The 13,840-nt window shown below is 68.6% G+C and carries 18 protein-coding genes; 5 read left to right on the top strand and 13 right to left on the bottom strand.

The window, feature by feature from the left end:
• Positions 1–12: 12 nt before the first annotated feature.
• Positions 13–1,014: a hypothetical protein gene (locus tag ACZ3HV_RS42055; protein ID WP_465693298.1), complete on the bottom strand. Its 1,002-nt coding sequence runs from the start codon at positions 1,012–1,014 to the stop codon at positions 13–15.
• A gap of 44 nt (positions 1,015–1,058) precedes the next feature.
• On the opposite strand from ACZ3HV_RS42055, the gene ACZ3HV_RS42050 reads away from it, so the two are divergent.
• On the top strand, positions 1,059–1,835 hold the full coding sequence (locus ACZ3HV_RS42050; protein ID WP_465693297.1) for a mechanosensitive ion channel family protein: 777 nt from the start codon (positions 1,059–1,061) through the stop codon (positions 1,833–1,835).
• Here the strand turns inward: ACZ3HV_RS42050 and ACZ3HV_RS42045 are convergent.
• From ACZ3HV_RS42045 to ACZ3HV_RS42025, 5 genes are all read right to left on the bottom strand, one after another.
• Positions 1,783–2,484, bottom strand: a complete 702-nt coding sequence (locus tag ACZ3HV_RS42045; RefSeq protein ID WP_465693295.1) for a GNAT family N-acetyltransferase — start codon at positions 2,482–2,484, stop codon at positions 1,783–1,785. The genes ACZ3HV_RS42050 and ACZ3HV_RS42045 overlap by 53 nt on opposite strands.
• Positions 2,485–2,567: 83 nt before the next feature.
• Positions 2,568–2,996 (bottom strand): OsmC family protein, encoded by a 429-nt coding sequence (locus tag ACZ3HV_RS42040; protein ID WP_465693293.1) that lies wholly within the window; start codon positions 2,994–2,996, stop codon positions 2,568–2,570.
• Positions 2,997–3,023: 27 nt separating this feature from the next.
• The gene (locus ACZ3HV_RS42035; RefSeq protein ID WP_465693292.1) at positions 3,024–3,443 is read right to left on the bottom strand and encodes a globin; all 420 of its coding nucleotides are present in this window, start codon (positions 3,441–3,443) and stop codon (positions 3,024–3,026) included.
• 15 nt (positions 3,444–3,458) lie between these two features.
• Entirely contained in the window at positions 3,459–3,878 is a 420-nt protein-coding gene (locus tag ACZ3HV_RS42030) for an acyl-CoA thioesterase (RefSeq protein ID WP_465693290.1), read from the bottom strand.
• The gene (locus ACZ3HV_RS42025) at positions 3,875–4,294 is read right to left on the bottom strand and encodes an acyl-CoA thioesterase (protein ID WP_465693288.1); all 420 of its coding nucleotides are present in this window, start codon (positions 4,292–4,294) and stop codon (positions 3,875–3,877) included. Before ACZ3HV_RS42025 ends, ACZ3HV_RS42030 begins: the two co-directional genes overlap by 4 nt.
• A gap of 127 nt (positions 4,295–4,421) precedes the next feature.
• Here ACZ3HV_RS42025 and fabG point away from each other — a divergent pair, with 127 nt between their 5' ends.
• Entirely contained in the window at positions 4,422–5,174 is a 753-nt protein-coding gene (gene fabG, locus ACZ3HV_RS42020) for a 3-oxoacyl-ACP reductase FabG (RefSeq protein WP_465693286.1), read from the top strand.
• Between the two features lie 11 nt (positions 5,175–5,185).
• Positions 5,186–5,641 (top strand): MaoC family dehydratase, encoded by a 456-nt coding sequence (locus ACZ3HV_RS42015; protein ID WP_360370660.1) that lies wholly within the window; start codon positions 5,186–5,188, stop codon positions 5,639–5,641.
• Here the strand turns inward: ACZ3HV_RS42015 and ACZ3HV_RS42010 are convergent.
• The 3 genes from ACZ3HV_RS42010 to ACZ3HV_RS42000 form a co-directional block, all read right to left on the bottom strand.
• Positions 5,638–6,522 (bottom strand): GNAT family N-acetyltransferase, encoded by an 885-nt coding sequence (locus ACZ3HV_RS42010; RefSeq protein ID WP_465693284.1) that lies wholly within the window; start codon positions 6,520–6,522, stop codon positions 5,638–5,640. The genes ACZ3HV_RS42015 and ACZ3HV_RS42010 overlap by 4 nt on opposite strands.
• A 92-nt stretch (positions 6,523–6,614) precedes the next feature.
• Positions 6,615–7,421 (bottom strand): retropepsin-like aspartic protease, encoded by an 807-nt coding sequence (locus ACZ3HV_RS42005; protein WP_465693283.1) that lies wholly within the window; start codon positions 7,419–7,421, stop codon positions 6,615–6,617.
• On the bottom strand, positions 7,418–8,320 hold the full coding sequence (locus ACZ3HV_RS42000) for a GNAT family N-acetyltransferase (protein ID WP_465693281.1): 903 nt from the start codon (positions 8,318–8,320) through the stop codon (positions 7,418–7,420). The genes ACZ3HV_RS42005 and ACZ3HV_RS42000 overlap by 4 nt, the downstream gene beginning before the upstream one ends.
• Positions 8,321–8,565: 245 nt before the next feature.
• Between ACZ3HV_RS42000 and ACZ3HV_RS41995 the strand changes: the two genes are divergently transcribed.
• Entirely contained in the window at positions 8,566–9,096 is a 531-nt protein-coding gene (locus ACZ3HV_RS41995; RefSeq protein WP_465693279.1) for a hypothetical protein, read from the top strand.
• Here the strand turns inward: ACZ3HV_RS41995 and ACZ3HV_RS41990 are convergent.
• On the bottom strand, positions 9,087–10,058 hold the full coding sequence (locus tag ACZ3HV_RS41990) for a helix-turn-helix transcriptional regulator (protein WP_465693277.1): 972 nt from the start codon (positions 10,056–10,058) through the stop codon (positions 9,087–9,089). The two genes, ACZ3HV_RS41995 and ACZ3HV_RS41990, sit on opposite strands and share 10 nt — an antisense overlap.
• A gap of 54 nt (positions 10,059–10,112) precedes the next feature.
• Here ACZ3HV_RS41990 and ACZ3HV_RS41985 point away from each other — a divergent pair, with 54 nt between their 5' ends.
• Positions 10,113–10,700 carry a TIGR03086 family metal-binding protein gene (locus ACZ3HV_RS41985; RefSeq protein ID WP_465693275.1) on the top strand — a complete coding sequence of 196 codons (588 nt, stop codon included), beginning with the start codon at positions 10,113–10,115 and terminating at the stop codon, positions 10,698–10,700.
• Here the strand turns inward: ACZ3HV_RS41985 and ACZ3HV_RS41980 are convergent.
• Genes ACZ3HV_RS41980 through ACZ3HV_RS41970 form a run of 3 tightly spaced genes read right to left on the bottom strand, consistent with a single transcriptional unit; the run spans position 10,697 to position 13,827 of the window.
• Positions 10,697–11,449 carry an SDR family oxidoreductase gene (locus ACZ3HV_RS41980; RefSeq protein WP_465693273.1) on the bottom strand — a complete coding sequence of 251 codons (753 nt, stop codon included), beginning with the start codon at positions 11,447–11,449 and terminating at the stop codon, positions 10,697–10,699. The genes ACZ3HV_RS41985 and ACZ3HV_RS41980 overlap by 4 nt on opposite strands.
• On the bottom strand, positions 11,449–12,669 hold the full coding sequence (locus ACZ3HV_RS41975; protein WP_465693271.1) for an acetyl-CoA C-acetyltransferase: 1,221 nt from the start codon (positions 12,667–12,669) through the stop codon (positions 11,449–11,451). The genes ACZ3HV_RS41980 and ACZ3HV_RS41975 overlap by 1 nt, the downstream gene beginning before the upstream one ends.
• Before the next feature lie 12 nt (positions 12,670–12,681).
• Positions 12,682–13,827 carry an acyl-CoA dehydrogenase family protein gene (locus ACZ3HV_RS41970; protein WP_465693269.1) on the bottom strand — a complete coding sequence of 382 codons (1,146 nt, stop codon included), beginning with the start codon at positions 13,825–13,827 and terminating at the stop codon, positions 12,682–12,684.
• Positions 13,828–13,840: the final 13 nt, after the last annotated feature.

Raw genomic sequence — 13,840 nt, 5'->3', positions numbered from 1 at the left:
CGCACCGCCGTGTCAGAGATTCGAGCGGCGGCGGCTCAGCATCAGTACGGCGAGCAGAAGGACTCCGCTGGCAATCACCAGCCCGACGGCCACACCGGCCATGTTGTCGGTGAGCTGGTAGAGCGCTGTCGGCCAGATGACCAGCAGGATGGCGCATCCGACCACTGCGTACGCCGAATGGCGCCCGCGACCGTACGCGACCAGGAGGGCCGCCGGACCGGCCGTGCCCACGGCCAGCGCCATGATCTCCCCACGCTCCTGGATCAGCCAGCAGATGGACGAGCTGAACATCGCTGCCCCGGCGAGTGACCACGCGGTCACCTGATCCCGGACCAGACCGAGCATCACCAGGACGAACGCGACCAGGATGAACCCGGTCCCGGCGATCCCCGCGCTGTTCGCCGCCGATCCGGTGTCCGGAGTGAGGACATCTGCCGTGATGACCAACACACCCACGGCCAGGATCCCGAAAGTTGCCGCTAGCAACGAAGAGCCTGCCAGCCACCACACCCCGACCGCGGCCAGCGCGAGCGCGACCGCCACTCCGGCGACCCGCCCGGTCTCCCCCTCGATCGCGACATACGTGGCGAAGCCGGCCACGCAACAGCCCAGCGACGCCAGCGCCGAGCTCAGCTGCTCTCGGCGCCGCAGCAAGGCGAGCACGACGGCCGCACCGAGCAGGATGATCGCGGCGCTGGAACCGGAGCTGACGCGCGCGGCCCGCCCCATCTCGCCCCAGTTCGCGAGGGTGAGCAGCGCGACCGCGCCGAGCAGCAGCGCGCCGCCGATGTACCCGAGCACCTCGATCAGCGCGTTCGGGTGCGTCGCCGCCGGCGGTGTCCGCGGCTTGGCCGGCGGCTCGGCAGTAGGGGGCTGCGGTCCGGGTCGCCCGGGGTCGGCCAGCGCCGCGTGGAGCTCCGCGTCGGCGGCGTCCCGGATCGAGTCGGCCTGGTACTGGCGCAGCACGCCAGCGCTCACGAGCCTGGACAGCTCGTCATCCAGCCGGCTGGGCATGCGATCGTCTCCCTTGGCTTCCTTCACTATCATCGGGCGGCGAGATGCCTTATTTGACCAGCTACCTTACGTCCACAGTCAGTCACCCCCTGTTTTCACTGCCCGAGGCCTTCCCGACCTTCTTCCGGATGGGCAACGACGGCAAGCTGGAGGTGACCGACCAGATCATCGTGGTCCCGGCCCGGATCGCCGGGCTGATCATCGGCTTCCTCGTGCTGCGCTGGGTCCTGCACAAGGTGATTCGCAGGTTCGCCCGCCGGACCGGGAACGGCGCCGTCGCCGGGGTGCTGTCGAAGTCCAAGATCGGCCAGGGGTTCGTCGAGAGCACCCTGGCCAGCGAGCGCCGCACGCAGCGGGCCGAGACGATCGCGTCGCTGCTGTGCAGCACGGTGACGATCGTGCTCACCGCGCTCCTGGTGGTGATGGTGCTGGCCGAGCTCGGCTTCAACATCGTGCCGGTGATCGCGTCGGCGAGCATCATCGGCGTGGTGCTCGGCTTCGGCGCACAGACGCTGGTGAAGGACTTCCTGGCCGGCGTGTTCATGATCTTCGAGGACCAGTACGGCGTCGGCGACCTGATCGACATGGAGAAGGCGACCGGTGTCGTGGTGGCGGTCGGCCTGCGGATCACCACGCTGCGCGGCGAGGACGGCACCACCTGGTACGTGCGCAACGGCGAGGTCCTCCGGGTCGGCAACCTGACGACCCGCGACCCGGACAGCAACGCGTCCTCGGGGGTCGGCAGCGCTACCGAGAAGGCCGAAGAGGTCAAGGACGACGAAAGTGCGGCGACCGGAACGCCACACGAAACCCAAGCTTGAGGTAGAGCCGCTCCGCGTCTGACCCCTCAATCACCTGCAAGGTGATACGCCCGCCCGCTGCATCGCGCTCTGCCTGGGCGAGCAACCTGGTCGCCAGCCCACGGCCGCGGTACACCGGCTTCGTGGCGACCGCGTACACCCCGAAGACCGGACCGGTCCGCAACACAAGAGTCACCGACGCCGGGTCCCCGTCCACGCGGACCAGATACAGCGACTGATCCGGCGACCGGTAGTTCTTCACCGCCATCTCCACGAGCATCCGCCGCCACCACTCGTAGTCCGGCTCGTCCTCGTCCAGAAACGCCGCCGCTTGCACCTCGGCGAACGCGGCCGCATCCTCGTCCGCGCTGATCGCGGCCACCGACTCGCCTTCAACCGCCTCGACCGGCGCCTCCATGTGCACCAGCACCTCGGCCGGCCCGAAGCCAGCCGCGGTCAGCCGCTGCTCCCACCCGGCCCCGCTCCACGGCACCAGCCGGACGGTCGTCGTACCGGGCGGGAGCTCGGCTGACGGATCGAGCGGGATCCACGCCGAGAACTCCGCGGACTCCCCGACCACCTCGATTCCGGCGGCAGAGCGCCGTACCTCGCCGCGATGGGCGGCCAGGAACGCGAGGTGGTTGTCCAGCAGGGCCGCGTCGTCGGGCATGCGAGCAGTCTCGCGGACGGCACCGACAGGAACGACAGCGTCCGGCGAACCCAGAGGGCTCGCCGGACGCTGGTGTCTGGTGATCAGGCGGTGAAGGTGACGTCCAGGGTGATCGGGACGGCGGACAGCGCCTGGGAGACCGGGCAGTTCTTCTTGGCGCCCTCGGCGAACTCGGCGAACTCGTCCGCGGTCAGGCCCGGGACCTTGCCGTTCACCGACAGCTTGATGCCGGTGATGCCCTCACCCGGCTGGAAGTCCACGTCGGCCTGGGTGTCGATCGACTCCGGCGGGTTGCCCGCGCCGGCCAGCGCGTGCGACAGCGCCATCGAGAAGCAGGTCGAGTGCGCGGCGGCGATCAGCTCTTCCGGGCTGGTCTTGCCGTTCGCGTCGTTCGCCCGGGAGGCCCAGGTCACGTCGAAGGCGCCGACGCCGGACGTCTCCAGGGCGACCTTGCCGGCGCCCTCCAGCAGCGAACCTTCCCAGTGGGCCTTGGCGGTACGCGTGGTAGCCATGCTCGTGTTGTCTCCTTCGAAAGAGAATCAGCGGCCGGACACGTCGATCGCGTCCGGGTACTGCGGTTCGTCGGTGTTCACCATGCTGTGCGCCGCCATCACCATGTACGTCCAGAGCTGCTCGTCCTGCTCCGGTGTCAGGCCGAGCTCGTCGACGGCGGCGCGCATGTGGCCGAGCCAGCGGTCCCGGGCGCTCGGGGTGACGGCGAACGGGGCGTGCCGCATCCGCAGCCGGGGGTGCCCGCGCTGCTCGGAGTACGTGCGAGGGCCGCCCCAGTACTGCTCCAGGAACATCCGGAAGCGCACCTCGGCCGGACCGAGGTCCTCCTCCGGGTACAGCGCCCGCAGCTCAGGGTCGGCGGCGACACCGCGATAGAAGGCCGCCACCAACCGGTGGAAGGTGTCCGCCCCACCGACGGCGTCGTAGAAGCTCTGCTGCTCACTCATGTCGGTCCCAGTCTCTCAAGCCGACACAATGTGCTTGACCAGGGCTGCCCTTTCGGACTCCGACAGCTCTCTCTTGGCGTGCGTCTCCGCGTCCACGGTGACGATCACCGACACCGCCTTGGCGTACACGTCCTCGGTTTCCCCGCCACGGTCGACGATCCAGGAGCCGAGCGTGTACGACGTCGTACCGACGGACTCGACCCACACGTCGACGTCGTACGGCGGGTGCCTGAGCAGGATCGGCCGCAGGTAGTCGACCGTCTGGCTGACCAGGACACACGGGTGATCGGCGAACAGGTCGCCCGCGGTGCCGAGCACCTCGGACAGGAACGCGATCCGGGCCTCCTGGAGGTAGTCGAAGTACCGGACGTTGTTCACATGGTCGTACGAGTCGATGTCCGACCATCGGACCAGGACCGGGTGCGTGAACCTCATGCGCCCACCAGCTTCGACAACGCCTCGCGTTCGACCGGGCTGATCCGGCGGAGGCGGTTCGCGCCGAAATCGAACGGGACCAGCCTGGTGCGGGCCTCGACATAGGTACGGCGTTCCGGCTCGGCGTCGAGGATCTCGTAGTCCACGGTGAACGAGGCGGCCCTGATCTCACTGATCCACAGCTCGATCCGGACCGGCTCGGGCCGGAAGTGCAGCGGCTCGCGGTATTGCACCTCGTGCCGCGCGACCAGCAGGCCGGTTTCCAGGTCGTCCGCGCCGAGATCCTTGGCGGTCCGGAACAGGAAGTCGACCCGGGCGTCTTGGAGGTAGTCGACGTACCGGCCGTTGTTCACATGGCCGAGCGCGTCCAGGTCGCCCCACCGCAACGGGCAGTAATAGACGTGGCGGTTGCTCATACTTTCCTCACCCGACCGCCCCGATCTGTGATGATCCACACGGCGATCATCGCATCCTGGGTACTTCCGGCGTGACGGAGCGTGGGTAATGTCATCCCCGGCAGCAGCACGCAGACAAGGAGCAGGCATGAGTGAGCGGGTGGCGATCGTGACCGGGGCGGCCCGGGGAATCGGCGCGGCCGTCGCGCAGCGGCTCGCGGCGGACGGGAACGCGGTGGCCGTCCTCGACCTCGACGAAGGCGCCTGTGCGGGCACCGTGAAGGCGATCACCGAGGCCGGCGGCAAGGCGATCGCGGTCGGCTGCGACGTCAGCAAGTCCGACCAGGTCGCCGCCGCGATCCAGCGCGTGGTCGCCGAGCTCGGTGCGCCCACGATCCTGGTGAACAACGCCGGCGTGCTGCGCGACAACCTGCTGTTCAAGATGTCCGACGACGACTGGGACACGGTCATGTCGGTGCACCTGCGCGGCAGCTTCCTGATGTCCCGGGCGTGCCAGGCACACATGGTCGACGCGGGCTACGGCCGGATGGTGTTCCTCTCGTCGACCTCGGCGCTCGGCAACCGCGGCCAGGCGAACTACGCCTCCGCGAAGGCCGGCCTGCAGGGACTGGCCAAGACGCTGGCGATCGAGCTGGGCAAGTTCGGGATCACCGCGAACGCGATCGCCCCGGGCTTCATCGAGACCGACATGACCGCGGCCACCGCGGCGCGGGTCGGGGTCGACTTCGAGGAGTTCAAGAAGGCCACCGCGGCCACCATCCCGGTGAATCGCACCGGCAAGCCGGAGGACATCGCCGCTGCCGCGTCGTTCTTCTGCAGCGAGGAGGCCGGCTTCGTGTCCGGTCAGGTCCTGTACGTCGCCGGCGGACCGCGGAACTGAGGGCCGGGGAGATGGCGCAGACCTTCACGGGTGTCGACGAGGTCGTGCACGCGGTCGGCACCCACCTGGGTGAGACCGAGTGGCTCGAGATCACCCAGGAACAGGTGAACAAGTTCGCGGAAGCGACCGGGGACCACCAGTGGATCCACGTCGACGTCGAGCGCGCCCGCAAGGGCCCGTACGGCGGAACGATCGCGCACGGCTACCTCACACTGAGCCTGATCGCCCGCTTCGGTGACGAGCTGTTCTCCATCACCGGCGTCACCGCCAAGCTCAACTACGGCGTCAACAAGGTCCGCTTCCCGGCGCCCGTCCCGGTCGGCACCCGGGTCCGCGCCGGCGCCTCCATCACCAACGCCATCGAGACCCCGGCCGGTATCCAGGTCTCGCTCAACTGGGTGATCGAGCTCGAGAACTCCACCAAGCCGGCCTGCGTCGCGGAGACCGTCGTACTGCTCGTCCCTTAGAGCGGACAGATCAGGACGGCGTGGGTGGCGACTCGGTCGTAGCCGAGCCACTCGTTCACCGCGAGCATGGGGGTGTTGCCGTCGTAATTGGCGGTGTAAGCGCCCTGGACGCCGGCGTCGGCGGCGCGGTGCAGGGCGGCGGACTTGACCAGCTTGGCCAGGCCGCGACCGCGGTACTGCGGCATCGTCGCGGTCATCTGGGACCAGATCCGGATGCGATCACCGTGGCCGAGCGTGAACGCGGCGATCTGGTCTTCATACAGTGCGGCGACGCTGAGGTCGAGGACCATGTCCCGCGAACGCCAGATCGCGGCCAGCCAGTCGTCGTACGGCCGGGAGGTGATCTTCGCGTCGCCCGGTTTGGTCCGCTGCGCCACTTGATCGGCCTCGTACAGCCGCCGCGGGTCGACGTCGGTCAGGGGGAGCAACTCCACCCCGGTCGGGACGCCAGGGACGTCCGGCGCCTTGCGCGGATCGATCCCCGCGTAGTGCACCTGCCGGGTCTGCCGGTAGCCCCACCATGCCGCCCACTCGACCGTGGCCGGATCGGCGAACACCCGTGCGGTCGTCGCCCCGGCCGCCCGCAGGTCCTCGTGCGTTGCCTCCAGCAACTTCGCGCCGATGCCCTGGCCCCGGTGGTCCGGCCGGACCAGCAGCCGCAACTGCCCGTCCAGCGGATCCGAGCCCGCGATCAGCCCGGTCGTCGCCCAGCCGACGACCTCGCCGGCGTCCACCGCGGCGAACGTACCGACCCCCGGAACGGCCGGCGACGCCAGCCTGCGGGTCAACGCACCTCGCGTGACCACCAAGTACGGCGCGACGGCGTCGTGCAACGCGACCGCTCCCTCGACATCCCCCGTCTCGGCCGCCCTGATCTCCATGCGAACTCCTTGCGAACTCCCTCAGCGAAGCTCTCCGGAACATAGCGCGATTTCAGGTGCAGACCAGATGCGAAATCGATTACAGATTTGTCTCAGAGCCGCGGTCCGAGGATCATCCGGGCACCGGAAACGTCGAAGGACAGACGATAACGCTCAAGGTAATCAGCACCGACCAGTCCGTCATGGATGATGCTCTGAAACTGCACTCGCGGCGCCTTCTGCGCCGTCTCCGGCGCTGCCGCCAGATGGACGCTGCCGCCGATCGTCACCCAGTGCCGGGTCCACTCATATCCGGTCTCGTCAGTACCGGTTTTCGTCGTCACCTCCGGACTGCCGAGATCCACCGCGCAGTCGGCGAGGAACCTGGTGTCGAGGATGAGACTGCCCGACCCGGTGTCCACCTCGACGCAGATCTCGCGCCCACTCGGCAACACGAGTTGGACAAACGGATCCACCGACACCGACTCCCGCCGGACCTCGAGCGGGATCACGGGACCGTCCACCGCGACGTCCGTACGGCGTCGCACGGTGAGGGTCGACGCATCCGGATCGGTGGTGACCACCTGCTCCTCGAAGAAGCCCGGACCGAGGATCCCGGCGAATCCGTTCGGACCGTCGATATCCCCGAGGTCGGCGACTCCGGCAACGTGCGCAGCGACGGCGTACTCACCGAGCTCGACCAACGGCAGCCGGACCAGCGGTGTCTCGACGGCCTGACCGGACATCCGCCGGCCGGTGAACGACGCGCCGGTCGCCTGGACATCGGCACGAGCCGCCAGCGCCGACGACACCACCGTGATCCCGATCCCGGTGTCGACCAGGAACCTGTACTCCTCCCCGCCGACCGTCAACGGCACCCGGATCAGGTGCTGGATGCGGTCGAAGCCGACCGTGGTCATAGCGTGCGCAGCAGACCCAGCTCGGTCTGGACGCGCTGGTAGCCCAACCAGTTGTTGACGGCAAGCATCGGGCCGTTCTCGTCGTCGTTCGACGTGTACGCGGCGGTGATCCCTGCTGCGGCCGCCCGGCGAAGGGCGACGGACTTGACCAGCTTGGCCAGCCCGCGACCCCGGTACGCCGGGATCGTCCCGGTCATGCCCGACCAGGCGCGGTCGCCGGCGGTCTCGACCGCGGTGAACGCCGCCACCTCGTCACCCGCGATCGCGGCCACACTCAGCGACTTGTCCAGCGCCGGGGCCTGCCAGACCTCCTCGAACCACTGGTCGTACTCGATCGAGTCCAGCGGCGAGTCACTCGGCTCGTCCAGCGTGGCGATCGCGTCGGCGGTGTGGGCCCGCCGCGGATCGACCTGGTCCAGCGTCACGAGCTCGATGCCGTCCGGGGTCTCCGGCTGCTCGGGCAGCGATCGCGGGTCGACCCCGGAGAAATGCATCTGCCGGGTCCCGTCGTACCCGAGATTCCGGGCGAACTCGAGGCCGTCGGGGTGGACGAAGGCCCGGACCCGGATCGCGCCGACCTCGGTCAGGTGCTGATGGAGCCGATCGGCCAGGGCGGTGGCGATGCCCCGCGTGCGATGGTCGGGGTGCACGTAGATGGACACTTCGCTCTGACCCGGCTCACTGGTCCAGACGTTCAGTCCGGCAGACCCCCAGGCGACCACTTCACCACCGGACTCCGCGACCAGCGGCAGGAACCGCTGCCCCGGTGTCTGCACGGTGATCATGTGCCGGGTGGCCGCCGCCGACATCACCTTGTACGAGTAGACCGCCCGTCGTACCGCCGCTATCCCGTCGGCGTCATCAGCCACCGCCGACCGGATCACCACCCCTGTCGTCATGCCCCGGACCCTAGCCACGACACGTTGCACACGCCACGCATTAAGACAGCAACGTGATCGCAATGGGCGTGCGCGACTTGTGATTCTGCTGTGCACCGGACTGGCACTACAGTTAGCCGGTGCTGTCGGACTGATCGCCCCGACCACCGGAAGTGCCATCGTGCTGGGACGCGACGGGGTCACCGGTGGCGGGGCGTCCGCTCTTCTCTTGACGAGCTCCACGGCGCCAGGAGTAAATGGCTTTCATGCAGGTTACCGATGGCGCCGCCGCCGCACGGGTTCTCGCCGGCCTGATGGTCTCCGACGGGCCGCGTCCCGAGTACGCGGACGCCTTCCACCCCTTCGCCCCGCTGATCGGCAGCTGGGATCTCGACGTCGCCTGGTACGACGATGACGGCACCGTCAGCCGGCAGACCAAGGGCGAGTGGCACTTCGCCTGGGCTCTCGACGGCCGGGCGGTCGCCGACATCTGGATCACCCCCAGCCGCGCCGCCCGCGCAACCGACGGCGACGGCGAGTGGGGTCTGTCGATCCGGATCCACGACCCCGAGCTGAACGCCTTCCGTTCCACCTGGCTGGGCCCGAAGGCCGCATTCGTCATGCCGTTCATCGCCCGTGCCGACGGCGACTCCATCACGCTCTCCGCGCAGACCGCCAACACCCGCTGGGCCTTCACCAACATCACCGAGACCAGCTTCGACTGGCGCAACGAGGACGAGACCGGCGACGGCCGCGTCCTCCTGCGTCAGACCTTCGTGGCCCGGCGTCAGGAGTAGGTGGCAACGGCGGCGGTCGCCAGCTCCAGCAGCCGGCCGCGCAGCTCGACCGGCTGGACCACCTCGACGTCTCCGCCGAAGCCGAGCAGTACGCCGCAGGCTGCCTCGCGGACCCGGAAGTGCAGGGACAGGTGCGGCCACTCGTCGTCCGACGGCACCTCCTGGGCAATGGTGCCCTTGGCAAGCATCGGGGTTGCGATCCGGCGGATCAGCCCGACGCGGTCCGGATGAACCCGCACCTCCACCTCCACACCGACCGGCGCCTGCTGCTCGAGCCCGGACCGCAGCCTGTCCCACTCCGCGCGTACGTTCAGCCTGTCAGGCCGGACCGCTGCCTCCTCGAGCACATCGACCTGCTCGACGCGCGACACCCGGTACATCCGGGCCGCGCCACGATGCGCCGCAACGAGGTACCAGCGGCCGGCCTGCTCGACCAGTCCCCACGGATCGACGGTCCGGCGTTGGAGCCCTTCACTCGCGGACGCGTACCGCAGACGCACCCGTCGCCGGTTCACCACCGCTTGCCGTAGTACCGGCAGTGCACCGTGGTCTTCGGCCTCCGCGAACCACCGACGCCGGTCCACCACGATCGCTCCCGACAACGCATCGGCGTCGTCCTGCAACGACAGTGGCAGCGTCGACGACAACTTGCCCATCGCGGACTGCAACGCGTCCCGCAGCCCCAGCTCCTCCGACAGCGCCGCCCGTCCCGACCACGCGAACAACGCCTGGGTCTCGCGCGGCGTCAGCCCACTCACATCAGCCCGATACCCCGGCAGCAACACACAACCCCCGTTGCGCCCACGCTCGGTATAGACGGGTACGCCGGCCGCCGACAACGCCTCCATGTCACGCATGACCGTCCGCGTCGACACCTCCAGCCGCTCGGCCAGCTCCCGCGCACTCAACCGCGGATGCCGCTGCAACAGCAGGATGATCTGCAACAACCGGTCGGCTCGCACAACCTCGACAATATGCGACAGAAGATGTCTTGTTTATCCCGCGAGGCTGTCTCCATGAACAACGACTTCATGAACATCGACTTCAATGATCCCCGCCCGATGCTCATCCGCGCCCTGGACCAGACGCAGCAACTGATGGACGCCGTCGGCTCCGAAGACCTCGAGCTGCCGACGCCGTGCCCGGAGTACGACGCCAGCACCCTGCGCGGCCACCTGCTGTCCGTGGTGGGCCGGATCGACCTCGCACTCAACGGCGGGAACGCACTCGACATCCCCGCGATCACCACTGCCACCGACGTCATGGGCACCTGGAAGGAACGCCGGTCGCGGCTCGACGCAACCTTGGTCGACGACGCAATCCTCGGCCGGACCTGCAAGCTGCCCTGGGGAACTCTGCCCGGAGCCGCCGCCATCGGCGCCTACACCGGCGAGCTCACCACTCACTCGTGGGACCTCGCCAAGGCGACCGGCCGAACCGACCTGCTGGACGACTCTCTGGCGGTCTACTGCCTGCCCCTGGTGCAGCGCGCCATTCCGGCCGAGCCTCGTGGCGGACATGTCCCGTTCGGCCCCGTCGTACCAGTGGCCGACGACGCGGCGCCGTACGACCAGCTGGCGGGCTGGCAGGGACGTCAGCCCTAGACGATCCCGCCGTTCAGGGTGAGTCCGCCGTCGATGGTGATGGTCTGGCCGGTGATCCACGACGCCTCGTCGGACAGCAGGAACCACACCAGCGAGGCGACGTCCTCCGGCCGGCCCAACCTCCGCAGCGGGTACGTCGACGCGACCTTGTCCTCACGTCCTTCGTAGAGGGCTCCGGCGAACTTGGTCTTCACCACCGCCGGAGCCACCGCGTTGAGCCGGATCTCCGGAGCCAGCTCGACCGCCAGCTCCGCCGTCACCCGGGACAGCATCGCCTTGGTCGCGCCGTACCAGCCGATGCCGGGTGACGGCGCCAGGCCTGCCAGCGAGGACACGTTGACCACGGCGCCACCGTGCTCGCGCATCCACGCATCCCGGCACGCCTTCACCCACGCGATCGCGGCGAGCACGTTGGTGTCGACCATCTTGGTCGCGACGGCCTGGTCGACGTCGAGCAGCTTGCCGTAGATCGGGTTGATCCCGGCGTTGTTCACCAGCAGATCCACCGACCCGTACGTCGCCACCGCCGCGGCGACCACCGTCCCGCGATGGGTGGGATCGGCCACCTTGCCGGCCACCGCGAGCGCATGCTTGCGGCCACCCAGGATCTCGACCGCCTCGTTGAGCGTCTCCTGGGTGCGGCCGGTGATCACCACGCGAGCGCCATCGGCCACCAGGCGCTGCGCGATCGCCAGCCCGATCCCCCGAGATGCTCCCGTGACGATCGCCGTACGGTTCTCCAGGCTCATCAGCTCAGGCGCTCGAGGACGACCGCCATACCCTGGCCACCGCCGACGCACATCGTCTCGAGGCCGAACTGCTTGTCCTCGAACTGCAGTCCGTTCACCAGCGTGGTCATGATCCGCGCACCGGTCGAACCGAACGGGTGCCCGAGCGCGATCGCGCCACCGTGCACGTTCAGCTTGTCCTCGTCGATGCCGAGCTCCCGCGCCGAGCCGATCACCTGCACGGCGAAGGCCTCGTTGATCTCGACCAGGTCGATGTCGTTGATGCTCATCCCGGCCCGGGCCAGCGCCTGCTTCGACGCCTCGACCGGACCGAGGCCCATGATCTCCGGCGACAGACCGCTCACTCCGGTCGACACGATCCGCGCCAGCGGCGTAAGGCCGAGCTCGCGGGCCTTGGTGTCGCTCATGATCACGACCGCCGCGGCGCCGTCGTTCAGCGGGCAGCAGTTGCCGGCCGTGACCGTGCCGTCCGGACGGAACACCGGCTTCAGCCCGCTGACACCTTCGAGCGTGGTGCCCGCCCGCGGACCGTCGTCCTTGCTCACCACAGTGCCGTCCGGCAACGTCACCGGGACGATCTCACGCTCGAAGAAGCCGTTGCCGATCGCCTTCTCGGCCAGGTTCTGCGAGCGGACGCCGAACACGTCCTGCTCGGCCCGGGTGATGCCCCGCAGCGTCGCCACGTTCTCCGCGGTCTGGCCCATCGAGATGTAGATGTCCGGGATCTGGCCGTCCGCACGCGGGTCGTGCCAGGTGTCGTTGGTCTCGGCGTACTTCTCGGTCCGCTGCACCGCGTCGGTGAAGAGCGGGTTGAACGAGCTCGGGTCGCCGACACCGGCGGAACCGAAGTTCTTGTACCGCGACACGCACTCGACGCCGGCACTGACGAAGATGTCGCCCTCACCGGACTTGATCGCGTGGAAAGCCATCCGCGCGGTCTGTGTCGACGACGCGCAGAACCGGTTGACCGTGGTCGCCGGCGTGTTGTCCCAGCCGAGCTGCACCGCGACCCGGCGGGCCATGTTGCCACCGTGCTCGTCGTGCGGCTCCGCACACCCGAGCGCGAGGTCCTCGATCTGGTCGCCGGTCAGCCCGATCTTGCCGACCGCCGCCTGGATCATCTGGACGGCGAGGTCGTCCGGCCGGATCGTGGTCAGCGACCCCTTGTACGCGCGACCGATCGGCGAGCGGGCCGTGGACACGATGACTGCTTCAGGCACTGAGGTTCCCTTCTACAGGCCGAGGTCGCGGCCGATGAGTTCCTTCATGATCTCGTTCGAGCCGGCCCAGATCTTCGTCACCCGGGCGTCCCGCCAGGCCCGCGCGACCCGGTACTCGTTCATGTAGCCGTAGCCGCCGTGCAGCTGGACGCACGCGTCCAGGATCTCGTTCTGCACCTGGGCGCTCCACCACTTCACCTTCGCCGCGTCCACGGCCGACAGCCGGTCCTCGTCGTGCGCGACGATCGCGTTGTCGACGTACGCCTGGGTGACCTCGGCCTTGGTGACCAGCTCGGCGATCACGAACTTGTTGTACTGGAAGGAGCCGACCGGCTGGCCGAACGCCTTGCGCTGCTTCACGTACTCGATCGTCTCGTCCAGGATCTGGGTCGCCTGCGCGATGTTCGACACCGCCGCTCCGACCCGCTCCTGCGCGAGCCGCTCCATCATGTGGATGAAGCCGCGGTCGACCTCGCCGAGCACATTGTCATCACTGACGAACACGTCCTCGAAGAACAGCTCCGACGTCCCGGACTCGGTCTGGCCGACCTTGTCCAGCTTGCGGCCGCGGGCAAAGCCCTCCATGCCCTCCTCGACCACGAACAGCGTGATGCCCTTCGCGCCCTTGGACGGATCGGTGCGCGCCGCGACGATGACGAGGTCGGCCATGTCGCCGTTGGTGATGAAGGTCTTCGACCCGTTCAGCACCCACCCGCCGTCGGTCTTCTTCGCGGTCGTCTTCAGCGCGGCCAGGTCGGACCCGCCGGACGGTTCGGTCATCCCGATCGCGGCGACGTACTCACCGGAGCAGAACTTCGGCAGCCAGCGCTGCTTCTGCTCCTCGGTGCCCAGATCCACCAGGTACGGCGCGACGCAGTCGAAGTGGATGCCGAAGCAGCTCGACAGCGACGCGGAGACCTTGGAGACCTCCTCGGCGAACACCGCGTTGAACCGGTAGTCGCCGACGCTCGAACCGCCGTACTCCTCCGGCACGTCGAGGCCGAGGAAGCCCTGCTTGCCGGCCTCCAGCCAAGCGGCCCGGTCGATCGTCTTCTCTTCGAGGAACTGCTGCATCCGCGGCACCAGCGAGCGGTCGCAGTACTCCTTCGCGCTCGCCCGGAATGCGTGATGGTCCTCATGGAAGATGACGCGGTCCATCTGGGGCCTCCCC

It is taken from the genome of Kribbella sp. NPDC020701 (genome assembly GCF_055562215.1).
The sequence above is the reverse complement of the archived record's forward strand: the minus strand, read 5'-3'. Positions and strand labels throughout refer to the sequence as shown.